Here is a 21,242-nt window from a genome sequence, read left to right as displayed (position 1 = left end):
GCAATGCTGGCCGCTCACAAGGCTGCGGAGCAGGCCATGCCGACAGACGCCACGGAACGGGCTTTGCCCGGCCGTGCGCGGCGTCCCCTTCCTGAAGAAGAAGGGGAGGGCGCCTGGCGCCACAGGGGCGGTTCTTATTTCAGCAGGCCTTCGGCTTTCAGCGCGGCCTGCACGGCCGGACGGGCGGCGACGCGCTCGCGCCAGGCGGCGATGTGCTTGAGGTGGGAGATGTCCAGCCCGACGTGCGGCGCCCAGCCGGTCACGGCAAACAGGTAGGCGTCGGCCACGCTGAAGTGCTCGCCCATCAGGTAGTCCTTGCCGGCCAGCTCGCCATCCACCCAGCTGAGGCGGGACAGCAGGCCCTCGCGGGCGATCGGCTTGTAGGCCTCGGGCGTGTTGGGCTTGAACAGCGGCGTGAAGCCCTTGTGCACTTCGGTGCCGATGAAGTTCAGCCACTCCTGCAGGCGGTAGCGCGCCAGCGTGCCATGGGCGGGCGCCAGGTTCTTGTGCGGTGCCTGGTCGGCCAGGTATTGCACGATGGCCGGGCCTTCGCGCAGGCGGGTGCCGTCGTCCAGCTCCAGCATGGGCACGTAGCCCAGCGGGTTGATGGAATAGAAGTCCGTGCCATCCTGCAGCTTGTGGCTCTTGGTGCTGGCCAGCACGGGCGTGTAGGCCAGCCCGGCCTCGTGCAGCACGATGTGCGGCGACAGCGAGCAGGCGCCGGGGGAGTAGTACAGCTTCATGGGAACCGTCCTTTCTTCATTCTTTGCGCGGTTGTTGGGTGGTGAAGACAAGCGCAAGGCACATGCTAGGGGCTCGGCAAGACGTCTGTCAGCCAGGGTCTTTGGACCCCGGCCGCTGCTGCTGCGGGGCGGTGGCGCGCTCCATCCAGGCGATGTGCGCTAGCGCCTCGGCGCGGCTGGCGCGGCACAGGCCGGGATGAGGCCGTAGCGATGCGCACACCGCCGGGCGCGTGGGCTGGCCGAACACAAGGCAGCGATCATGATCGTCCAGCTGCACGCAGCGCACGCCGGCCGGCTTGCCCCGCGGCATGCCGGGGATGGGCGAGCTGATGGACGGCGCGATGCAGCAGGCGCCGCAGCCGGGGCGGCAATCTATGGACTCACTCACTATGTAATTGATAGCTGTCAGCGCTTGTGCGGAAAGCGTTTGAGGCGGATTTGACTGTGATTTCAGTCGGCTTGCTGCAGCCGCTCGGCGGCCCACAGCACCTGCTGCACCACGGCCTGCACGCGGGCCTGTTGGCCGGCATCCAGCAAACGGCCGTCGTCGCCAAAGGCGCTGGCGGCCTGGCCCAGGGCGTGGTGGCGCGGCGCCAGCCAGCAGCCCAGGTTGATGAGCAGCGGCGCCAGGTGGCTTTGCGAGCGCAGGCCGCCCAGCAGACCGTTGGATGCGCTGAGCATGCCCACCACCTTTCCGCCGAAGGGCCGCGAGCCGTCGGCCCACACGGGATGCCCGGCGACGGGGCTGGAGGCCCAGTCGATGGTGTTCTTGAGCAGGCCGGTGTAGCTGCCGTTGTATTCGGGCGAGCAGATGATCCAGGCCGGGTGCGCGTCCATGGCCTCCTTCAGGCGGATCACGTCGGGCGGGGTGCCGCGCGCCTCCAGCTCGGCGTGGTACATGGGGATGTCGTAGTCGGCCAACTCCAGCAGCGTGGCCTGTGCGCCGAGTTCGCGCGCGATATCTGCGGCCACGGCGGCCAAGCGGCGGTTGAAGGATTGCTGGCGGGTGCTGCCCGCGAAGACGAGGAGTTTCATGGTGGGAATTGGAGCACAGGGACCGGGCAGGATTCCTGCGGTGCGTTGTTCCACGTGAAACAGGCCGGCAGCCAAGCCATCACCGTGCACGGTTTTTCTCTAAAGGTGGGAAAATCGCGGGTTTTCCCGGCATTTGCCGGCTCCTACGCTCCTTCTTGCCTGCCCATGCTGTATCCCCAGGAATTTGACGTCATCGTCGTCGGCGGCGGCCACGCCGGCACCGAGGCCGCCCTCGCCGCCGCGCGCATGGGCTGCCAGACCGTGCTGCTGACCCACAACATCGAGACGCTGGGACAGATGAGCTGCAACCCCAGCATCGGCGGCATCGGCAAGGGCCACCTGGTGAAAGAGGTGGACGCGCTGGGCGGGGCCATGGCGCTGGCGACCGACGAGGCGGGCATCCAGTTCCGTATCCTCAACAGCAGCAAGGGCCCGGCCGTGCGCGCCACCCGCGCCCAGGCCGACCGGGTGCTGTACAAGGCCGCCATCCGCCGCATGCTGGAGAACCAGCCCAACCTGAGTTTGTTCCAACAGGCGGTGGACGACCTGATGGTGGAGGGCGACCGCGTGGTCGGCGCCGTCACGCAGATCGGGTTGAAGTTCCGCGCCCGCGCGGTGGTGCTGACGGCCGGCACCTTCCTGGACGGGCGCATCCATGTCGGCCTGGACAACTACGCCGCCGGCCGCGCCGGCGACCCGCCGGCCGTCACGCTGTCGGCCCGGCTCAAGGAGCTGCGCCTGCCCCAGGGCCGGCTGAAGACCGGCACGCCGCCGCGCATCGACGGGCGCAGCATCGACTTTTCGGCCTGCGAGCAGCAGCCCGGCGACGGCATGCCAGGCGGCGTGAATGAGGGCGAGGTGCCGGTGTTCAGCTTCATGGGCTCGCGCGCCATGCACCCGCGCCAAGTGCCGTGCTGGATCACGCACACCAACGCGCGCACGCACGAGATCATCCGCTCGGGCTTTGACCGCAGTCCCATGTTCACCGGCAAGATCGAAGGGGTGGGGCCGCGCTACTGCCCCAGCGTGGAGGACAAGATCAACCGCTTTGCCGACAAGGAAAGCCACCAGATCTTCCTGGAGCCCGAGGGCCTGACCACGCACGAGTACTACCCCAACGGCATCTCCACCAGCCTGCCGTTCGATATCCAGCTGGCGTTGGTGCGCAGCATGCGCGGGCTGGAGAGCGCCCACATCCTGCGCCCGGGCTACGCCATCGAGTACGACTATTTCGACCCGCGCTCGCTCAAGAGCAGCTTCGAGACGAGGCAGATCCAGGGCCTGTTCTTTGCCGGCCAGATCAACGGCACGACGGGCTATGAAGAGGCCGCCGCCCAGGGCCTGTTCGCCGGCCTGAATGCCGCCCTGCAGTGCCATGGCGAATCGCCCTGGCTGCCGGCGCGCGACGAGGCTTATTTGGGCGTGCTGGTGGATGACTTGGTGACCCGCGGCGTGACGGAGCCGTACCGTATGTTCACCAGCCGTGCGGAGTTCCGTCTGCAGCTGCGCGAGGACAACGCCGACATGCGTCTGACGGAGATCGGCCGCCGTCTGGGACTGGTGGATGACGCTCGCTGGGAGCTGTTCAGCCGCAAGCGCGACGCCGTGGCGGCTGAGACGCAGCGCCTGAAGGCTACCTGGGTCAATCCGCGCAACCTGCCCGCCGAGGAGAGTCTGCGCGTGCTGGGCAAGGCCATCGAGCACGAATACAACCTGTTCGACCTGCTGCGCCGCCCGGATGTGGACTACGCCAGCCTGATGACGCTGGACGACGGCAGGCATGCCAGCGCCAACGTTTCACGTGAAACACTGGGTGAGTTGGCCGACAGTGTGGTGGAGCAGGTGCAGATCGCCGCCAAGTATTCGGGCTACATCGACCGGCAAAAGGAAGAAGTGCAGCGCGCTGCCCATTACGAAAAGCTGCGCCTGCCCCCGGAGCTGGACTACATGCAGGTGGCGGCCCTGTCCATCGAGGTGCGGCAAAAGCTGCAAAAGCATCGGCCGGAGACGCTGGGCCAGGCATCGCGCATCTCGGGCGTCACGCCGGCGGCCATTTCGCTGCTGCTGGTTCACTTGAAGAAGGGCGGCTTCAAGGGTTTTGCTGCTGCCGAGGCGGAGAGCGCGGCATGAGCGGCCTGACGGGTTTGGAGAGTTTGGCCAAGGGCCTGCGCGAAGGCGCACAGGCGCTGGGCCTGGAACTTTCCGATGTGCAGCGCCAGCAGCTGCTGGACTTCCTGCAGCTGCTGCAGAAGTGGAACAAGGTCTACAACCTGACGGCCGTGCGCGACCCGCAGGAGATGCTGACCCACCATCTGCTGGACAGTCTGGCGGCCGTCGCTCCCCTTCGCCGGCACTTGGGCTCATTGGCAGGGCAGGGCGCGGGTGCGCGGTTGCTGGACGTAGGTTCCGGCGGCGGCCTGCCCGGCGTGGTGTTTGCCATCTGCTGCCCGCGGCTACAGGTGCACTGTGTGGATACGGTGGCCAAGAAGGCTGCCTTCATCCAGCAGGCGGCGGCCACCCTCCGCCTGCCCAACCTGCAGGGCCTGCATGCCCGGGTAGAGACGCTGGATGGTCCTTACGACGTAGTCAGCTGCCGCGCCTTTGCCTCGCTGGCGGACTTCACCCAGTGGTCCCGCGCGGCCATTCGTGCGGACGGCGCGTGGCTGGCCATGAAGGGCAAGTATCCACAGTACGAGATGGCCGCGCTGGGCGCCGACGTGCAGGTGTTTCACGTGGAACAAATCGCCGTACCCGGACTGGATGCCGAGCGCTGCATCGTCTGGATGCGGCCCGCCTGAGCGGCCGCCCGCGTACACTTGCCAGCTTGTCCTCTGAGGCTGGTCACCATGTTCGGCATCGCTGATTACGGCGCCTTCGTCGCCGCCATTGTCCTGTTCCTGGCCATCCCCGGGCCGGGCAACCTGGCCCTCATCACTTCCACCGGCAAGGGGGGCGTGCGCGCCGGCCTGCAGGCCACCGCCGGGGTGATCGCCGCCGACCAAGTCCTCATGTGGGCGGCCGTGGCCGGCGTGGCCGCGCTGCTGGCGTCCTGGCCCGCGGCCTTCCACGCAATGCAGTGGCTGGGCGCCGCCTACCTGGCGTGGATGGGCTTGAAGATGTTCACCGCCAAACCGGGCGACGCCCCCGTCCTGCGCATGGAGTCGCGGCACTACTTCAAGCAGGCCGCCATCATCACGCTGCTCAATCCCAAGGCCATCGTGTTCTACATGGCCTTCTTCCCGCTGTTCGTAGATCCGGCGCGCCACCAGGGCTTGCTGACTTTCGCCGTCATGGCGGCCACCATCGCCGTGTTGACCTTCATCTACTGCCTGATCGTCGTGCTGCTCACGCACCGCCTGGCCGAGCGCATGCGCGCCAGCCCCCGCATCACCCGGGTGCTGGAAAAAACGGCAGGCACCTTTCTTATCGGCTTCGGCATCAAGCTGGCCGTCTCTAATTAAGCGCGCTTCGCGCGCCACCCCTGCACCGCATGGCCAAGATTTTTTGTATCGCCAACCAAAAGGGTGGCGTCGGCAAGACCACCACCACCGTCAACCTGGCCGCCGGTCTGGCCAAGATAGGCCAGCGCGTGCTGCTGGTGGATCTGGACCCCCAGGGCAACGCCACCATGGGCTCGGGCGTGGACAAGCGGGCTTTGCAGCAGACCATCTACGACGTGCTGCTGGGGCAAGCCGGTGTGCGCGACGCCGCCGTGCTGTCCGAGCCCGGCGGCTACCAAGTGCTGGGCGCCAACCGTGAGCTGGCCGGCGCCGAGGTGGAACTGGTGGAGCTGGAGCAGCGCGAGAGGCGCCTGAAAAACGCCCTGGCCGAGGTGGGCGGCGAGTACGACTTCGTCCTGATCGACTGCCCGCCGTCCCTCAGCCTGCTGACCCTGAATGGCCTGTGCGCCGCGCACGGCGTCATCGTGCCCATGCAGTGCGAATACTTCGCTCTGGAAGGGTTGACCGACCTGGTCAACACCATCAAGCAGGTGCACGCCAACCTCAACCCCGACCTGCAGATCATCGGCCTGCTGCGCGTCATGTTCGACCCGCGCATCACGCTGCAGCAGCAAGTGAGCGAGCAGCTCAAGGAGCACTTCGGCGACAAGGTGTTCGACACCGTCATCCCGCGCAACGTGCGGCTGGCCGAGGCGCCCAGCTATGGCCTGCCGGGGGTGGTTTTCGACGCGAACGCCAAGGGAAGCCAGGCTTTCGTCGAGTTCGCACAGGAAATGGTGGGTCGCATCAAGCGGATGTAAGGGCACGAACGTGCGTTAAAGCCGTACAAAACCATACGAATTGCAAACAATTACTATTTGTGTGGGTGCTTGTGAGCGAATGTAGGCAATTGCTGAACAGGTCTACTTAGACTCGGCTGGGTCGCAACCTGCGGTTACTGCAGTTGCATCGTTTCTCCGAAGTTAACGGCCTGTTCAGGGAACCCACTTCGGCACTTTCTCAAGAAAGTTACAGCCATGCCTAAACATTTGCTTTCACGTGGTGCCGCCGTGCCGCTGGCGTCGCTCTTCGCCGCCAAGCCTCACCTGCTTGAGTCCGGCCCTCGCGCCTTTTTTCTCGCCGTGCCGCTGGTCCTGTTCGCCGCAGGCGCGCAGGCTCAGGCGGTAGACGTTCTGGTCAACCACAACGCCATTCCTGCAAGCGCCACAGGCTTGGCGGGCGGGGATTTCACCTATGAAGTGACCACACAGCTCAACCTGGGGGCGGCGGCCACCAATGTCGTGATGACGCAGCGGTTGCCGGTGGATGCGATCTTCCGTTCCATCAGCGCGCCGGCAGGCGTGAGCTGCACGCCCGTGCTGGCCAGTGGCACAACCATCACGGCAGGCAACCAGACCTTCACCTGCCCCCTGGGCACGCTGTCCTCGTCAGGCGACAGCCGCGTCATCGGTTTCAACGTCACGCTACCCAGCGTTGAAACCAACAAGTGGCGGGCGTATGCCTCGGCGATGTCAAGCGAAACGGATTCCGATCCAACCAACAACCAGGATCTTGAACGCAACATCACCACCACCAAGGCAGCCGACCTGGGCATCGTCTTCAACGGCCCGGTCACGACGCCTACGCAGTATTCCCCCTACAGCTACACCGCCGTGGTTACCAACCACGGGCCATCGACCGTCCCTAGTGGAGGTTCGGCACAGGTGACCTTTACAGTGCCCGTGGGCGCGACCGGGAGCACACCCTCCGGCAGCGGCTGGAACTGCACGCCCTCGGCCGTTAATCAGAACCCGGGTACCGTCTTTACCTGCAACTACCCCGCGCCCGCGGGCGGCATTGCTTTGGGTGACGTGCTTCCCGAGCTCACCTTCCCGGCCATCGCCACGGCTGCACCCGGCTCGTCGATTGCCGCGAGCGTCAACGTCAGCGGCTTCGATGCGGGCGGCGGTGGCACGACGCCCTTCCCCGATGCGGTGATCGACAACAACACCCGCTCGGCAACAATCGCCAATGTCGGCGCCAACCTAGAAGTGGACGTGAGCCTGGAGAAGTGGAACAGCCGTCCCGTTCCCCGGGTTGTCGACACAGACGCGCCGACCGCCGTCGAATGGACGCTGAGCGTGACCCGCAACAGCGGCAGCGACGCGCCGCAAAACGTTCGAGTGGTCGATACCCTGCCCGCAGGGGTCGTCTACAACGGCTTCACCGGTAACGGCTGGGCTTGCTCCGCGGCAGGCCAGGTCATCACCTGTGACTACAGCGGCAGCGCGCCCGCAGTGGGGAGTGCCTATTCGGCTCTCAGGCTCCAGACCACGGTGCCCGCCGGAGGGGCGGATGGAGCGGCGGTGACGAACACCGGCACCGTATCCGCTTCCAACGAATGCACGGCCTGCGTGAACGCGCTCAACACCGACACCAGCACTGTGACCTACAGCGACACCGTTTCCATGAGCGTGAGCAAGTCGACGAGCCTGCCGGTCGTGCGACAGGGCGAGACGTTTACCTACGGCATCCGTGCGCGCAACACCAGCACGCTGCCCATCGCGTCCACGGTCACCGTGGTCGACAACGTGCCGCAGTACATCCGCATCGACAGCATCTCCGCGGCATCCACCGCGGCAGGATGGAACTGTCCAGGATTGCCGGTTACAGGGGCCGCTGACCTGACCTGCACCAACGCCGCGGGCTTCGAGCCTAACGGCTACAAGGACCTGACGCTCAACGCCACGGTCATGCCCCTGCCGGCTGGCTATTCCACTGCCATCATCAACCACGTCGGCATCACCGGCGTGGGCGACCGCGCCTTCCCGATCACGCCAAGCGACAGCGTCAGCGTGGCCGCGTCGCCTGAGCTGGGCGACTTGGGCATCACCAAATCGGCCAGCAAGGTACGGGTCGATGACTTCGGCGAGGAGGTGACCTACACCCTCACCGTGACCAATGCCCCGGGCGCCGGCTTCCAGCGCTCGACCGGCATCACCGTGACAGATCAGTTGACCAACCTGATCACGTCCACCCACGGCTTGGCACGCAACGCCGACGGCACGCCCGTCGCCGGCGCCACCGCGCCGTTCCCGGACGGCGGTTTTGTCTCTGCCTCGGTCTCTATCAATGGCGGTGCCGCCCAAGGAAGCGCTTGCACCAACGGCTCCGCCCTCGGTGCTGGCAACGGCTCGATCGGCGGCAATGCGACCAACACAACCCGCGAGTGGAGTTGCGAGGGCATGGAGCTCGAGCCAGGCGCCTCGGCCACGATCACGCTGGTGGTGCGTCACTTCGCCCCCGACCGTTCCCCGCAGACCCCGACTCCCACCGACCCGGCGAATTACTACCGCCAGGAAAACATAGCCCGTGTCAGCAGCACCCAGGTGCGCGACACGAATGACGGAAACAATGAGGCCAGGACGGAAATCCTGGTGCGCCCGATCGTCGATCTGGCAGCCCACAAGACTCCCACCCCTTCGCCCGCGAAGGCCGGCGAGCCAGTCACTTACACAGTGGTCGTGCAAAACCTGGGCCCGTCCGTCGCCCGTGACGTGACGATGGTGGACACCCTGCCCACCAACGGCTATTGGATCGGCGACAGCCTGCAGGTGAATAACGGCGGAACCTGCGCCACGCAGCCCGCTAACGGCGAGCTGGGCGGTACGCTCGAATGCTCGTGGCCCACGCTGAACAGCGGCGCCCAGTACGCGGTGACTTACGAGCAGCGCTCGTCCGGCGATGTCGGCGGCCTTACGCCGCCCGTGGAACTGAGCAACACGGTGCATGTGGACACGTCCACCCACGAACCGAAAAAGGACAACAACGACGCGCAAGCCGTGGTTCCCCTCGACCGGACCGAACTGGACGTGCTCATCAATATGTCGCACAGCGCCGATGCCATCGCCCTGGGCCAGGAGACGCAATACACCATCACCGTCACCAACAACGGCCCGGCATTCGCCACCAACGTGGTGATGACAGACGTGTTTCCCGGCGTGCTCAACCCAAAGGTGCCGGGCTCGGCGGCCTCGTCGGCCACGTTCAACTGGCAGGCCGGCACGCTGGAGGTAGCCTCCAGCAACGGCGCTACCACGCTGGTTCCGGTGGCGACAGCGTGTCCTGACCTTACCGCTGGGGCCACTGCCGGCCCGCTGGTCTGCAATCTCGGCACGATGGCGCCGGGCGAAATCGTGACCATCAAGTTTAAGATGACGGCCCAAAGCCTGCCCGCGGGCCGGTTGACCGGCACCATCTTCCACAACGCCTCGGTGAGCGCGTTGGAAGAGGGCCTGACCGACCCAGCCCTCGACGTGCTGGCCAACAACGACACTAACGACCGCACCTCCACGCGTGATCCGAGCGTGCCACCCGGCTCCATCGAAGACGTGGACCTGTCGCTGAACAAGGAAGGCACATCTTCCGCCCTGGCTGGACCCACCGACAGGCTCAAGGCTGGCGACACCGTGGTCTACACGCTGACCGTGAAGAACGAAGAAACCGAGGCCGGTCGCAACAGCACCCTGGGCGTGGTAACCGACGTCCTGCCCACCGGGGTGACCTTCGTCTCCGCTCCGGGCTGCGCCCACGACACTGCCACCCGCACCGTAACCTGCCAGGTCGGCACGCTGGCGCCGCAGGCCACACGCGCCTTCACCGTTACCGTTATGCTCGACACGCCCTACAAGGGGTCCCGTCCGCTGGTCAACCGTGCCACGGTCAATGCCCCTGGCGACCCGAACCCCGGTAACGATCCCGACGAGAAGGAACTGCCCGTCGAAGGCCCGCCCCCGGCCCAGGCCATCCCCACCCTCTCTGAGTGGGGTCTGATCATCCTCTCGATGCTCATGGCCGGCTTCGCCCTGCGCCGCTCTGGCGTCCAGCCGGGCCGACGCATGTAAGCGCCGCGCCGCGCTGACACGAGCCACATCGCCGCCGCCACGCCCGCCAGGGTGTCGCGGCGGCGATGTGTTTTGTGGGCTAGGGCAGAATACCGTTTTGAAAATTTCAATGAAATCGGCCTCCAGCGCCCACCCATCAAGCGCCGCTAGCTCCTGAATCAATAGCAATGACCCGCCCCGAAGTGCTCCTCCTGCCCGGTTGGCAGAACTCCACCGAAGGCCACTGGCAGACCGAGTGGGAGCGGGCTTATGGCGACCTGCGCGTGCAGCAACACGACTGGATGGCTCCGAAGCGCGGCGACTGGTCGGCGCGGCTGGAGGATGTGGTGGCCGACGCACCCGGCCCCGTAGTGCTGGCCGCGCACAGCCTGGGCTGCATCCTCACGGCCTGGTGGGCGGTGCACACGCGCCATGCGCACAAGGTGCGCGGCGCGCTGCTGGTGGCACCGGGTGATGTGGAGCAGCCCGGCCTGGCCGCGCAGATCCCCGGCTGGGCGCCGATCGCGCGCCAGCGGCTGCCGTTTCCCGCCGTGCTGGTGGGCAGCCGCAACGATCCGTACTGCAGCTTCGCACGCGCACAGGCGCTGGCGGCGGATTGGGGCGCGCGCTTCGTCGACCTGGGCGAGCGCGGGCACATCAACGCCGAATCCGCCCTGGGCCTGTGGCCGCAGGGGCGGGCGCTGCTGCAGGCGCTGGCCGAGGGCGACAGCGATGACGGCAGCGGCAGCGGCACGGGCGTTTGCGCCCCTTTTTGACGAAAAGAGATACATCACGATGGCCACCAAGAAACCCAAGGGTCTGGGCCGCGGGCTCGAAGCGCTGCTCGGCCCCAAGGTCGCAGACACGCCGGCCCAGCCCGGCGCCGCCGACGGCGTGCCGCATGCGCTGGCCCTGGACCAGTTGGTGCCCGGCATCTACCAGCCGCGCACTCGCATGGACGAGGGCGCGCTGTACGAGCTGGCCGAGAGCATCCGCGCGCAGGGCGTGATGCAGCCCATCCTGGTGCGCCGCCTGACCAAGGGCGAGAACGCCGGCAAGTACGAAATCATCGCCGGCGAGCGGCGCTTCCGCGCTTCGCGCCTGGCCGGCCTGGCCGAGGTGCCGGTGCTGGTGCGCGACGTGCCCGACGAGGCCGCCGCTGCCATGGCGCTCATCGAGAACATCCAGCGCGAGGACCTGAACCCGCTGGAAGAGGCGCAGGGCCTGCAGCGCCTGACGCGCGAGTTCGGCCTGACGCACGAGCAGGCGGCGCAGGCCGTAGGCCGCTCGCGCAGCGCCGCCAGCAACCTGCTGCGCCTGCTGAACCTGGCCGAGCCGGTGCAGACCATGCTGATGGCCGGCGACCTGGACATGGGCCACGCGCGCGCCCTGCTGGCGCTGGAGCGCGCGCAGCAGATCACCGCGGCCCACCAGATCGCCGCCAGGAAGCTGTCCGTGCGCGAGGCCGAGGGCTTGGCGAAGAAGCTTGCCGCACCGGACGGCGGCGCCAGCGGCGCGGCCAGCAGGGCGCGCAAGGACGACAAACCGCGTGACCTGCGCCGGGTGGAAGAAGAGCTGTCCGACCTGCTCACCGCCCAGGTCGAGGTGCGCGTGAAAAAGCGCGTGCGCCGCGGCGGGCGCACCGAGCAGATGGGCGAATTGGCCATCCAGTTCGGCTCGCTGGAGGCCCTGAACGGCCTGATCGAGCGCCTGCGCGGCGGAAGCGCCGAGCAAGACTGACGCGCTGCCACGGCCTCGCCCCCTCATACCCAACAACCCATGCCCCGCCTGCGCTGGCCCCTGCCCGCCGTGCTGGCGTGGGCCGCAGCGTGGCTGGTGCATGCCGCCGCCCGGCCGGCGCTGGGCGCGCTGACGGCCCTGCTGCTGGCCAGCGCCGTGGGCGTGGCGGCCAGCCTGTGGGCTGCCGCCTGGTGGCGCCGGCTGCTGATCGCGCTGGGCTTTCCGCTGTCGCTGCTGCTGTCGGGCGCGGCGGCGCTGCCCGCCTGGGCCTGGCTGCTGCCTCTGGGCCTGCTCCTGCTGTTGTACCCGCTGCACGCCTGGCGCGACGCGCCGGTGTTCCCCACGCCGCGCGGCGCCCTGGCCGGCCTGGAGCGGGCCGCGCCGCTGGCCGCCGGTGCGCGCGTGCTGGACGCGGGCTGCGGCCTGGGCGACGGCCTGCTGGCGCTGCGCCAGGCCTACCCGGGTGCGCGCCTGGAGGGCATCGAATGGAGCTGGCCGCTGGCCCTGGCCTGCCGGCTGCGCTGCCGCTTCGCGCGCGTGCGCCGGGGCGACATCTGGGCCGCCGACTGGGGGGACTATCAGTTGGTCTACCTGTTCCAGCGCCCCGAGACCATGGGCCGCGCGGCGGCCAAGGCGCAGCAGCAGATGGCGCCCGGAGCGTGGCTGGCAAGCCTGGAGTTCGCCGTGCCCGGCGCGGTGCCCCAGGCGCGACTGCAGGCACAAGCGGCAGGCGGGACGCCGCTGTGGCTGTACCGCCTGCCTTTCGCCCCCTCCGTGGCCGTGGAAGCAACGGCAGAAGAAACAAACTGAAAGAAAAAGTTGCGGTCTGGAAGGGGCTGCTAGGATTTTGCGCCGCCGGTCCGCGCGCCGCAGCAGTGACTGCGGCAGCGCGGGCCATCCCTTTTCCCATCAACCGAATGACGACAAGAAAGACAGAGGTAAGGAGAGCCATGTCCCAGAAAACCCTGACGCTGCTGGCTGCAGCCTGCGCCGCGCTGGTGCTGACCGGCTGCGAAACCACCAACATGAAGATGGGCAGCGCCGAGTCCAAGACCGTGGCCACCGGCGCTGCCGCCGGCGGCAGCGCCGCCAATGAAAGCAGCCAGCTGGAGCGCTGCCCGGCCCCGCTGGGCACCGTGTCGCTGGTGGAGAACCAAGACGCCGGCTGGTACACCATCCTGCGCAACGAATACAAGCTGCCGCCCACCTCCAACCTGCTGCGTCTGCTGATCCAGCAGTCCAACTGCTTCATCGTGGTGGAGCGCGGTGCAGCCGGCATGCGCGCCATGGACCGCGAGCGCCAGCTCATGGGTTCGGGCGAGATGCGCGGCGGCAGCAACTTCGGCAAGGGCCAGATGGTGGCCTCCGACTACGGCCTGTCGCCCGAGATCATCTTCAGCAACAACGACGCGGGCGGCATGGGCGCCGCGCTGGGCGGCCTGATCGGCGGCGGTCGCGGCCGGGCGGTGGCGGCCATCGGTGGCAGCATGAAGACGCGCGAGGCCAGCGCCATGCTGACGCTGGTGGACAACCGCTCGGGCGTGCAGGTGGCGGCTTCCGAGGGCAGCGCCTCCAAGACCGATTTCGCCGGCTTCGGCAGCGTGTTCGGCGGCGGTGGCGCCGGCGGCCTGGGCGGCTACCAGAACACCGCGCAGGGCAAGGTGCTGACGGCCGCCTTCATGGACGCGTACAACCAGATGGTCGTGGCGCTGCGCAGCTACCGCGCGCAAAGCGTGCAGGGCCAGGGCCTGGGCGGCGGCGGCAAGCTGTCGGTGGACGGCGGGGCCGCTCCGTCGCAAACCAGGGCGGGCGCAGCCATGTCGGTGCGCGAGGCGCAGGAGCGCCTGAATGCGCTGGGCTACAACGTCGGCACGCCCGACGGCTCCGCAGGTCCGAAGACGGCCAGGGCGCTGCGCGAATTCCAGCAGGCCCAGGGCCTGCCGGTGACGGGCCGGCTGGACACGGCCACGGCGGGTGCGCTGTCGCGCTGATCCACCGGTACCCTTGATTAAAAAACGCCAGCGCGGCCTTGAGCCGCGCTGGCGTTTTTGCTTCCAACTCTCTTTTTGGTAGCTGCCAGCGCTTGTACAGCAAGGGCTGGAGGTGGTTTTGGCTCCAAATCCGCCGAGGCGCGCCGGAGCGCCAGGCTCACTTGCCCCGGCTGGCGCGGCTCACGTACAGGGCGACAGCGGCGATCTCCGCATCGCTCAGCGTGCCCTTGAAGGACGGCATGCTGCCGATGCCGTTGCGCATGGCGCGCGTGACGCGGTCGGCGTCGGGCTGCAGCTCGTCCAGCACCGGGCCGATGGCGCCCTCGGCGCCGGCGTCCTTGAGGGTGTGGCAGACGGCGCAGGCCGGCGTGGCGGTGTTGAACAGCTTCTTGCCCAGGGCCATCTGGGCGGCGTCATCGGCCAGCGCGGGGCCGGCGGCCAGCAAGAGGGTGGACAGGGCGAGGGAGGGCAGTTTCTGGATCATGGCGAGGACGAGTCGCAGCGCGCCACCCGGCCCCGCTGGGGACGGGCGGCAGCTGCCGCGCAGGGTGAAAGAGGAAAGGAGAGGGCGGGGCGGGCGCTGCTTCAGCCCACCTTGACGGTCACCGCGTGATCGGCCCAGCTGCTGTTGTTGTAGCCGGCCTGGTTTTCCTCGCGCTGCTCGGGCTGCACGTTGCCCTGGGCGTCGGTGGCGCGGCTGGCCAGGGTGTGGCTGCCGCGCGGCAGATCGGCCTGCAGCACGAACTGGCGCCAGGCGTAGCGGCCCATGTCCGGGCCCACCAGGCGCGCGGCCTGCCAGGTCTTGCCGCCGTCCACGGACACCTCCACACCCTTGACGGCGTGCATGCCGCCGAAGGCCACGCCGTGGATCTGCACGCGGCCTGGGGCCAGCTCGCCATCTTCGGGCAGCGGGCCGTTGATCCAGGACTTGACGCTCATCTGCTGCACCGACGGCTGGCTGGGGTCGCCCTTGCCGCCCGGCGGCGAGATGCGGTAGCCGTGGCTCATGATGCGCGCCTCGCTCTCCTTGTCGGTGAAGGCGAGCTGGCCGATGTACTTGATGTTGTTCACGCCGGTGTAGCCCGGCACGATCAGGCGCAGCGGCCCGCCGTGCGCCAGCGGGACGGGCTCGCCGTTCATCTCCCAGGCCAGCAGCGCGTCCTGCATGGCCTCAAGCGGCACCGAACGCTCGACGACCACCGTCTTGGGGTCGATGCCCGGGGGCAGTACCTCGCCGCCGGTGCCGGTCATGTACTTCATGCCATCGGCCACGCCACCCAGGGCGCGCGCCACGTCGCGCACGGGCACGCCGCTCCAGACCACGCAGCCGGCGGCGCCCACCGTCCAGGGCGTGCCGCTGGGCTTGCTGGGGAAAAATCCCCGGCCGTTGCCCGAGCACTGCAGCACCATGGTCACCGTCTCCAGCCCCATGGACTTGAGCTCGCGCACCGACAGGCGGCGCGGCTCCTTCACGCCGCTCACCTGCACCTGCCAGGCGTCGCGGTCGGCGACGATGGACTCGGGCGGGGTGGGCAGGTTGTTGCGCACGTACAGCTGGTCCGAGGGCGTGATGACGCTGGTGCCGAAGGCGCCGCGGCGCGTCTCGATGGTGGTGCTGCTGTGCACGATGACGGCATCGGCGTTCTTCCAGCCGGCGTAGCCGGGCAGCGGCTTGGCCGCGGCCGGCGCCGCCGACTGCGCCGCGGCGCCCTGGTGGAAGCTGGCCAGGCCGGCGGCGGCCAGCGCACTGGCGCTGCCCGCCAGCAGGCGGCGGCGGGGCAGGGAGGCAGGGGCTTGGGTGTGCATGGGGCGTGTCTCCTGGGAGTCGTTGGTGGGAAAAAAGGAAAAAAAGAAAAATCGGTGGGCGGCAGGCCGCTCAGTTGGCGGGCGCCGGCGCCGCCAGCGCCCGGCTGGCCACCGCCAGCGCCTGTTTCTTCTGCGCGATGAGCACCAGCGGGCGGCCTTCGCGCGAGCGTGCCACCTGCCAGTAGCTGTTGGCCCACCAGCCCTGGCCGTCGGGCAGGGCCGTGGGCTGGTCGAAGGCCATGACGGTGACGATGCCGCCCTTCTCGAAGAAGGTGGTCAGGTGGTAGGCGCGGCTGCCCTCGATCTCGCAGGGGCGCAGCAGCTGGGTGAAGCCGGGCAAGGGCTGGCCGGGCGGCAGGTCCAGGTGGCGGGCGACCTCGGCCTCGGGCATGAAGCTGCCGCGCAGCGTACGTTCGTAGTACTCGTGCTCGATGGCCGAGCGCACCAGCGAGGGCGGGCGCATGGCGAACACGGCGGACGCCGCGGTGCTGCCGGCCAGCAGCGCGGCCAGCAGCCGCCGCACGCCGCGGCGCGCATGCCAGGGCGTGTGCCTGAACAGGTGCGCGGGCGGTTCGTCGGCTGGAAAGGCCAGGGCCATCTCGGCGCGTGCGCGCAGGTCGAAATCGGTCTCCTGCAGCGTCTGCACGGGTGTGTCCTGCGGCGGGGTGGGACGGGTCATCGGCTGGCCTTTCGCAGAGGGATCACGCTGGCGCCGGCGGCCGGCGCCGGGCCGAGCGCGGCCTTGAGTGCATCGCGCGCCCGGGCCAGGCGCGACAGCACCGTGCCGGGCGCGATGTCCAGCGCCTCGGCCATCTGCGCGGTGGACATGTCGTCGAAGTAGTACAGCACCAGCACCTCGCGGTGGATGGGGGCGATGCGGGCCAGCGCCTTGACCACGTCCAGCCGGTCGTCGATGGGCGAGGGCGGGGCGGGGACGTCGTGCGCCGGGTCGTCGGCGCTGTATTGGAGCGGCTGCTGCGGCAGCAGGTGGCGCAGCGCGTGGCGCCGCATGATCTGAAACAGCCAGGCGCGCGCCAGGCTGGCGTCGCGCAGCTGGTCGCGGTGGCGCCAGGCGCTGGTGAAGCAGTCCTGCACCACGTCCTCGGCCAGCGCGCGCGAGCCCGTCAGCGCCCAGGCGCTGCGCAGCAGGAAGCGGTAGTGCTCGCGTACCCACTGGTTGTAGCGCGACTCGGCCGTGGAAATCATGGGGACTAGGAGCGGTCGGCGCCTTGATCCATTCCATACCGCACGTCAGGGAAAACCCTTGTATTGCGCAGTGAGTTTGGATTTGTGATGCTTCTCTATTGATAGCTGCTTGCGCAAGAGGGGCGGGCGCTGGAGCCGTTTTTCATATAACAGTGCGCCCGCCTCACGGTTGCGGCGTGCCCAGGAAGCGCCCCGGCGACATGCCCACCGCGCGCCGCACCATGGCCGAGAAGGCGCTGGGGCTGTTGTAGCCCAGCTCGGCGGCGATCTGGTTGATGGGCCGGCGCCGCGCCGCCAGGGCCAGCGCCTGGGCCAGGATGACCTGCTGGCGCCACTGCGTAAAGGTGCTGGACAGCTCCTGGCGAAACAGCCGCGCCACCGTGCGCGGGCTGGCGCCGGTGCCGCGCGCCCAATGGGCCAGCGTCTCGTGGCGCGTGGGATCGGCCAGCACGGCCTCGCACAGCTGGCGCAGGCGCTTGTCGCTTGGCAGGTCGATGCCCAGCGGCACGCTGGCGGCGCGGCGCAGCTCGTCCAGGATCAAGGCGCTCAGGTGGCGCTCGCGGCGCAGCTGCTCGGGCGGCAGCGGCTCGCCGTCGGCGGCGGTGGGCATCTCGCGCACCAGGGCGCGCAGCAGCTGCGAGACCTCCAGCACCCGGCACTGGCGCCAGGGCGTCTGCTCGGCGCGCGCCACGGCGGGGCCACAGTGGCCGGGCGGCTGGTGGCAGTACAGCGTGCGCAGGTCGGCGTCCTCCACCATGGTCACGGCGTGCTCCACGCCGGGCGGGATCCACAGCGCCCGCGAGGGTGGCACGATGAAGGTGCCGCCCGGCACCGTCAGGCGCAGCACGCCGCTGGTGGAGATGGCCACCTGCGCCCAGGCGTGGCTGTGCGGGCGCACCTGGGTGTCGGCGCCCAGCTGGCGGTACTTGGCGCGCACGGGCCGCGCCCGGCTGGGCACGAACAGGTGCGGCGTGAGCGACTCGACATAGGACAGGGCCCGGCCGGGGCCGGCGGCGGCAATGCTTGGCATGATCGCGACAGGGTTTGGCCAGCTATCGTAATCACGCCGCGCCCGGCCTGCCTAAGATCGGCCCCATGCAACCCACTCCCAACGCCAGCGCCCCGGCCTCCCTGCGCGAGGACGCGCGCACCATCGGCCTGATCGGGCTGGCCCATGGCTCGTCGCACTTTTTTCACATGCTGCTGCCGCCGCTGTTCCCGTTCCTGATCGCGGACTTCGGCTTCTCGTATTCCGAATTGGGGCTGCTGCTGTCGGTGTTCTTCGTGGTTTCGGGCGTGGGGCAGGCGCTGGCCGGCTTCGTGGTCGACCGCGTGGGCGCGCGGCCGGTGCTGTTCTTCGCCCTGGCGTGCTTCGCCGTCGCCGGGCTGACGGCCGCCAGCGCCAGTGGCTATGCAGGGCTGCTCGTGGCCTCGGTGCTGGCCGGGCTGGGCAACGCGCCCTTCCATCCGGTGGACTTCACCATTCTGAACAAGCGCGTATCGCCGGCGCGCCTGGGCCACGGCTTCTCGGTGCACGGCATCTCGGGCAACCTGGGCTGGGCCACGGCGCCGGTGTTCATGGCCGGCATCGCCACGGCCGCGGGCTCCTGGCGCGTGGCCTGCGCCAGCGGAGCGGTGCTGGCGCTGGTGGTGCTGGCCATCATGGTCATCAACCGCGACGCGCTGGACGACCGCCACGGCGCACGCGGCACGCAGCCGGCCGGGGCTGGCACGGCGGGCGCCGTGCCCGAGCATCCGCTGGCCTTCCTGCGGCTGCCGGCGGTGTGGCTGTGCTTTTCGTTCTTTTTCTGGAGCACTTGCTCGCTCAGCGCCATCCAGAGCTTTGCCGGCCCGGCACTGCAAAACCTCTATGGCATCCCGCTGACCACCACGGCGCTGGTGGTGACCGGCTACATGCTGTGCGGGGCCGCCGGCATGGTGCTGGGCGGCTTCCTGGTGGGGCGGGTGCAGCGGCTGGAGAAGACCATCAGCGTCTGCCTGCTGGCCTCGGCCGCGCTGCTGACGCTGGTGGGCCTGGGCGTGCTGCCGGGCATGGTGGCGCTGGCCGTGGCGGCGCTGGCTGGCGCGGGCATCGGCATCGCCGGGCCTTCGCGCGACATGCTGATCAAGCGCGCCGCGCCGCCCGGCGCCACGGGGCGCGTGTACGGCACGGTGTATTCGGGGCTGGACCTGGGCTTCAGCGTGGCGGCGCCGGTATTCGGCGCCCTGCTGGACGGCGGCATGAACGGCGCCATTTTCTACGGCTCGGCGCTGGCGCTGGTGCTGGGCGTGGTGTCGGCCGGCTTTGTCGGCGTGGGCGTGGCCGCGCGCTCGCGCCGGGCTGCCGTGCCGGCCTGAGGCGGGACGGCCGTTTGCTCCTGAAAAGAGAGCTGGAGGCGTTGGATGGACGGGCGTTGGAGGCTTGTTTTATCGTGCACCACGCTGACGCTGCTGCTGGCCGGTGCCGCGGCGGGGGCGCAGCCGCGCACCAACGCCTTCGATGACCCGTTCGTCCAGGCCACGTCCGCCCTGGCGGGCTGCCCCGTGCCCGAGGGGCCGCTCTACACCGCCGAGGAGGTGCGCGCGCTGGCGCATATCCGCGCCCAGCACGGCGGCAGCTGCTACCGCTCGGGCCGCTGCCGGCTGCCCAACTCGTACCTGTACGACGCGGAGATCATCCCGCGCGTGCGCCAGTTCATCCGCGAGGACGGGCGTTTCGGCGACACCAGCGTGTGGCTGTTGGGCCAGCGGCGCATCGTCACGCTGATGGGTTGCGTGCGCTCCGTGCAGCAGGGCCGCGCGCTGGAGCAGGCGGTGGGGCTGGTGGACGACGTGGCGGGCGTGGTCAACCTGCTGCACGTGCCGGGCGATGCCGCCGCGCCCGTGCGCTACCCGCTGGCGCAGCCCGGGCATTGAGGCAAATCAGGCTGCAGCGCGCTTACAGCAAGCGCGGACAGCTATTGAATGTATAGCGCGTTCAGAGCGCGAAGATCTTGCCCGGGTTCAGGATGTTCTGCGGGTCCAGCGCGCGCTTGATGGCGCGCATCATCTCTACCGCGCCTTCGCCCGCCTCGTCCACCAGAAAGCCCATCTTGTGAATGCCCACGCCGTGCTCGCCGGTGCAGGTGCCTTGCATGCTCAGCGCACGGGCGACGAGCTGGTGGTTCAGCCGCTCGGCCGTCTCGCGCTCTTCGGGGATGCTCGGGTCCAGCAGGTAGCCGAAGTGGAAGTTGCCGTCGCCCACGTGGCCGACCAGAAAGTAGGGGATGCCGCTGGCGTCGGCCTCGGCGACCGAATCGAGCAGGCAGTCGGCCAGGCGCGAGATGGGCACGCAGGTGTCGGTGCTGATGGCCTTGCAGCCCGGACGGCTCTGCACGGCGGCGAAGTAGGCGTTGTGCCGCGCCGTCCACAGGCGCGTGCGCTCCTCGGGCGTGGTGGCCCATTCAAACGCGTTGCCGCCCCAGTCCTGGGCGATCTGCTGCACGGTTTCGGCCTGCTCCTGCACGCCGGCGGGCGAGCCGTGGAATTCCATGAGCAGCATGGGCTCCTCGCGCAGGGCGAGCTTGCTGTGGGCGTTGACCACGCGCACGCTGTTGGCGTCGATCAGCTCCACGCGGGCGATGGGCACGCCCAGCTGGATGGTCTGGATGACGGTGCGCACGGCCGCCTCGATGCTGGGGAAGGAGCAAATCGCCGCGCTCACCGCTTCGGGCAGCGGGTACAGGCGCACGGTCACCTCGGTGAAGATGCCCAGCGTGCCCTCGCTGCCCACCATCAGCCGCGTCAGGTCGTAGCCGGCGCTGCTTTTCCTCGCGCGCGTGCCGGTGCGGATGGCCTCGCCGCTGGCGGTGACGACTTCCAGCGCCAGCACGTTCTCGCGCATGGTGCCGTAGCGCACGGCGTTGGTGCCGGAGGCGCGCGTGGCGGCCATGCCGCCGATGCTGGCGTCCGCGCCCGGGTCGATGGGGAAGAACAGCCCGGTGTGCTTGACGGCTTCGTTGAGCTGCTTGCGCGTGATGCCCGGCTGCACGGTGACGGTCAGGTCGTCGGCGTCGATGGACAGCACGCGGTTCATGCGGCTCACGTCCAGGCTGATGCCGCCCTGCACGGCCAGCAGGTGGCCTTCCAGCGACGAGCCGGCGCCGTAGGGGATGACCGGCACCCCGTGGCTGGAGGCCAGGCGCACGGCGTCCTGCACGTCCTGCGTGCTTTCGGCGAAAACGACGGCGGCCGGCGGCGGGGCGCTGATGGAGCCCTCGTCGCGCCCGTGCTGCTCACGCACCGCCGCGGCGACCGAGTACTGGGCGCCGAAGCGCGCGGCCAGCGCCTGCAGCAGGGCAGGGGGGGTGTCGCGCGGGGGCTGCAGGTGGTGGGCGGAGGTGGGCGCGTTCATGGCAG

General features: G+C 69.0%; 20 protein-coding genes. 11 read left to right on the top strand and 9 right to left on the bottom strand.

The features are described from left to right. Positions 1-134: 134 nt before the first annotated feature. The 3 genes from gstA to RT282_RS00530 all read right to left on the bottom strand — a co-directional run bounded on the left by gstA (position 135) and on the right by RT282_RS00530 (position 1,778). A complete protein-coding gene (gene gstA / locus RT282_RS00540) occupies positions 135-743 on the bottom strand; it encodes a glutathione transferase GstA (protein WP_313311105.1) in 609 nt (202 codons plus the stop codon). An 88-nt stretch (positions 744-831) separates the two neighbouring features. Then, entirely contained in the window at positions 832-1,119 is a 288-nt protein-coding gene (locus RT282_RS00535) for a YkgJ family cysteine cluster protein (RefSeq protein ID WP_313312558.1), read from the bottom strand. Positions 1,120-1,193: 74 nt separating this feature from the next. Beyond that, on the bottom strand, positions 1,194-1,778 hold the full coding sequence (locus RT282_RS00530) for an NAD(P)H-dependent oxidoreductase (RefSeq protein ID WP_313311104.1): 585 nt from the start codon (positions 1,776-1,778) through the stop codon (positions 1,194-1,196). A gap of 165 nt (positions 1,779-1,943) precedes the next feature. On the opposite strand from RT282_RS00530, the gene mnmG reads away from it, so the two are divergent. The 9 genes from mnmG (at position 1,944) to RT282_RS00485 (ending at position 13,832) form a co-directional block, all read left to right on the top strand. Further along, complete coding sequence (gene mnmG, locus RT282_RS00525) at positions 1,944-3,908, top strand: tRNA uridine-5-carboxymethylaminomethyl(34) synthesis enzyme MnmG (RefSeq protein ID WP_313311103.1); 1,965 nt, start codon at positions 1,944-1,946, stop codon at positions 3,906-3,908. Beyond that, positions 3,905-4,576, top strand: a complete 672-nt coding sequence (gene rsmG / locus RT282_RS00520; protein WP_313311101.1) for a 16S rRNA (guanine(527)-N(7))-methyltransferase RsmG — start codon at positions 3,905-3,907, stop codon at positions 4,574-4,576. Before mnmG ends, rsmG begins: the two co-directional genes overlap by 4 nt. Before the next feature lie 48 nt (positions 4,577-4,624). After that, positions 4,625-5,239, top strand: coding sequence for a LysE family translocator (locus tag RT282_RS00515; RefSeq protein ID WP_313311100.1), 615 nt, complete (start codon positions 4,625-4,627; stop codon positions 5,237-5,239). A 29-nt stretch (positions 5,240-5,268) separates the two neighbouring features. Then, complete coding sequence (locus tag RT282_RS00510; RefSeq protein WP_313311098.1) at positions 5,269-6,039, top strand: ParA family protein; 771 nt, start codon at positions 5,269-5,271, stop codon at positions 6,037-6,039. A 216-nt stretch (positions 6,040-6,255) separates the two neighbouring features. Then, a complete protein-coding gene (locus RT282_RS00505; RefSeq protein ID WP_313311097.1) occupies positions 6,256-10,122 on the top strand; it encodes an IPTL-CTERM sorting domain-containing protein in 3,867 nt (1,288 codons plus the stop codon). 167 nt (positions 10,123-10,289) lie between these two features. Further along, entirely contained in the window at positions 10,290-10,877 is a 588-nt protein-coding gene (locus RT282_RS00500; protein ID WP_313311095.1) for an alpha/beta hydrolase, read from the top strand. Between the two features lie 19 nt (positions 10,878-10,896). Then, positions 10,897-11,841, top strand: a complete 945-nt coding sequence (locus tag RT282_RS00495) for a ParB/RepB/Spo0J family partition protein (protein WP_313311093.1) — start codon at positions 10,897-10,899, stop codon at positions 11,839-11,841. A 39-nt stretch (positions 11,842-11,880) separates the two neighbouring features. After that, positions 11,881-12,651, top strand: a complete 771-nt coding sequence (locus RT282_RS00490; RefSeq protein ID WP_313311091.1) for a class I SAM-dependent methyltransferase — start codon at positions 11,881-11,883, stop codon at positions 12,649-12,651. Between the two features lie 140 nt (positions 12,652-12,791). Further along, on the top strand, positions 12,792-13,832 hold the full coding sequence (locus RT282_RS00485; protein ID WP_312304025.1) for a peptidoglycan-binding domain-containing protein: 1,041 nt from the start codon (positions 12,792-12,794) through the stop codon (positions 13,830-13,832). Positions 13,833-13,989: 157 nt separating this feature from the next. Here the strand turns inward: RT282_RS00485 and RT282_RS00480 are convergent, their stop codons facing one another. The 5 genes from RT282_RS00480 to RT282_RS00460 all read right to left on the bottom strand — a co-directional run bounded on the left by RT282_RS00480 (position 13,990) and on the right by RT282_RS00460 (position 17,874). Then, entirely contained in the window at positions 13,990-14,316 is a 327-nt protein-coding gene (locus tag RT282_RS00480; RefSeq protein WP_313311089.1) for a cytochrome c, read from the bottom strand. Positions 14,317-14,417: 101 nt separating this feature from the next. Beyond that, positions 14,418-15,638 (bottom strand): sulfite oxidase, encoded by a 1,221-nt coding sequence (locus tag RT282_RS00475; protein ID WP_313311087.1) that lies wholly within the window; start codon positions 15,636-15,638, stop codon positions 14,418-14,420. 70 nt (positions 15,639-15,708) lie between these two features. Then, positions 15,709-16,317 (bottom strand): hypothetical protein, encoded by a 609-nt coding sequence (locus RT282_RS00470; protein WP_312756873.1) that lies wholly within the window; start codon positions 16,315-16,317, stop codon positions 15,709-15,711. Beyond that, on the bottom strand, positions 16,314-16,844 hold the full coding sequence (locus RT282_RS00465) for a sigma-70 family RNA polymerase sigma factor (RefSeq protein WP_312756875.1): 531 nt from the start codon (positions 16,842-16,844) through the stop codon (positions 16,314-16,316). The genes RT282_RS00470 and RT282_RS00465 overlap by 4 nt, the downstream gene beginning before the upstream one ends. Before the next feature lie 163 nt (positions 16,845-17,007). Then, a complete protein-coding gene (locus RT282_RS00460) occupies positions 17,008-17,874 on the bottom strand; it encodes a helix-turn-helix transcriptional regulator (RefSeq protein ID WP_313311084.1) in 867 nt (288 codons plus the stop codon). Between the two features lie 65 nt (positions 17,875-17,939). Here RT282_RS00460 and RT282_RS00455 point away from each other — a divergent pair, with 65 nt between their 5' ends. Both RT282_RS00455 and RT282_RS00450 read left to right on the top strand, forming a co-directional pair. After that, a complete protein-coding gene (locus RT282_RS00455) occupies positions 17,940-19,202 on the top strand; it encodes an MFS transporter (protein WP_313311082.1) in 1,263 nt (420 codons plus the stop codon). A 45-nt stretch (positions 19,203-19,247) separates the two neighbouring features. Further along, on the top strand, positions 19,248-19,760 hold the full coding sequence (locus RT282_RS00450; protein ID WP_313311080.1) for a BON domain-containing protein: 513 nt from the start codon (positions 19,248-19,250) through the stop codon (positions 19,758-19,760). Between the two features lie 61 nt (positions 19,761-19,821). On the opposite strand, the gene RT282_RS00445 is transcribed toward RT282_RS00450, so the two are convergent. Next, a complete protein-coding gene (locus RT282_RS00445; RefSeq protein WP_312756883.1) occupies positions 19,822-21,237 on the bottom strand; it encodes an FAD-binding oxidoreductase in 1,416 nt (471 codons plus the stop codon). Positions 21,238-21,242: the final 5 nt, after the last annotated feature.

The organism is Pulveribacter sp. (genome assembly GCF_032079985.1).
GTDB lineage: Bacteria > Pseudomonadota > Gammaproteobacteria > Burkholderiales > Burkholderiaceae_C > Melaminivora.
Note: the sequence above shows the minus strand (reverse complement) of the source record. Positions and strands in the feature narration are given on the sequence as shown.

What these genes read in the sequence shown, in the direction of transcription:
- gstA (WP_313311105.1), bottom strand. Translation starts at nt 743, where the DNA reads ATGAAGCTGTACTACTCCCCCGGCGCCTGCTCGCTGTCGCCGCACATC.
- RT282_RS00530 (WP_313311104.1), bottom strand. Translation starts at nt 1,778, where the DNA reads ATGAAACTCCTCGTCTTCGCGGGCAGCACCCGCCAGCAATCCTTCAAC.
- mnmG (WP_313311103.1), top strand. Translation starts at nt 1,944, where the DNA reads ATGCTGTATCCCCAGGAATTTGACGTCATCGTCGTCGGCGGCGGCCAC.
- rsmG (WP_313311101.1), top strand. Translation starts at nt 3,905, where the DNA reads ATGAGCGGCCTGACGGGTTTGGAGAGTTTGGCCAAGGGCCTGCGCGAA.
- RT282_RS00515 (WP_313311100.1), top strand. Translation starts at nt 4,625, where the DNA reads ATGTTCGGCATCGCTGATTACGGCGCCTTCGTCGCCGCCATTGTCCTG.
- RT282_RS00510 (WP_313311098.1), top strand. Translation starts at nt 5,269, where the DNA reads ATGGCCAAGATTTTTTGTATCGCCAACCAAAAGGGTGGCGTCGGCAAG.
- RT282_RS00505 (WP_313311097.1), top strand. Translation starts at nt 6,256, where the DNA reads ATGCCTAAACATTTGCTTTCACGTGGTGCCGCCGTGCCGCTGGCGTCG.
- RT282_RS00500 (WP_313311095.1), top strand. Translation starts at nt 10,290, where the DNA reads ATGACCCGCCCCGAAGTGCTCCTCCTGCCCGGTTGGCAGAACTCCACC.
- RT282_RS00495 (WP_313311093.1), top strand. Translation starts at nt 10,897, where the DNA reads ATGGCCACCAAGAAACCCAAGGGTCTGGGCCGCGGGCTCGAAGCGCTG.
- RT282_RS00490 (WP_313311091.1), top strand. Translation starts at nt 11,881, where the DNA reads ATGCCCCGCCTGCGCTGGCCCCTGCCCGCCGTGCTGGCGTGGGCCGCA.
- RT282_RS00485 (WP_312304025.1), top strand. Translation starts at nt 12,792, where the DNA reads ATGTCCCAGAAAACCCTGACGCTGCTGGCTGCAGCCTGCGCCGCGCTG.
- RT282_RS00480 (WP_313311089.1), bottom strand. Translation starts at nt 14,316, where the DNA reads ATGATCCAGAAACTGCCCTCCCTCGCCCTGTCCACCCTCTTGCTGGCC.
- RT282_RS00475 (WP_313311087.1), bottom strand. Translation starts at nt 15,638, where the DNA reads ATGCACACCCAAGCCCCTGCCTCCCTGCCCCGCCGCCGCCTGCTGGCG.
- RT282_RS00470 (WP_312756873.1), bottom strand. Translation starts at nt 16,317, where the DNA reads ATGACCCGTCCCACCCCGCCGCAGGACACACCCGTGCAGACGCTGCAG.
- RT282_RS00465 (WP_312756875.1), bottom strand. Translation starts at nt 16,844, where the DNA reads ATGATTTCCACGGCCGAGTCGCGCTACAACCAGTGGGTACGCGAGCAC.
- RT282_RS00460 (WP_313311084.1), bottom strand. Translation starts at nt 17,874, where the DNA reads ATGCCAAGCATTGCCGCCGCCGGCCCCGGCCGGGCCCTGTCCTATGTC.
- RT282_RS00455 (WP_313311082.1), top strand. Translation starts at nt 17,940, where the DNA reads ATGCAACCCACTCCCAACGCCAGCGCCCCGGCCTCCCTGCGCGAGGAC.
- RT282_RS00450 (WP_313311080.1), top strand. Translation starts at nt 19,248, where the DNA reads ATGGACGGGCGTTGGAGGCTTGTTTTATCGTGCACCACGCTGACGCTG.
- RT282_RS00445 (WP_312756883.1), bottom strand. Translation starts at nt 21,237, where the DNA reads ATGAACGCGCCCACCTCCGCCCACCACCTGCAGCCCCCGCGCGACACC.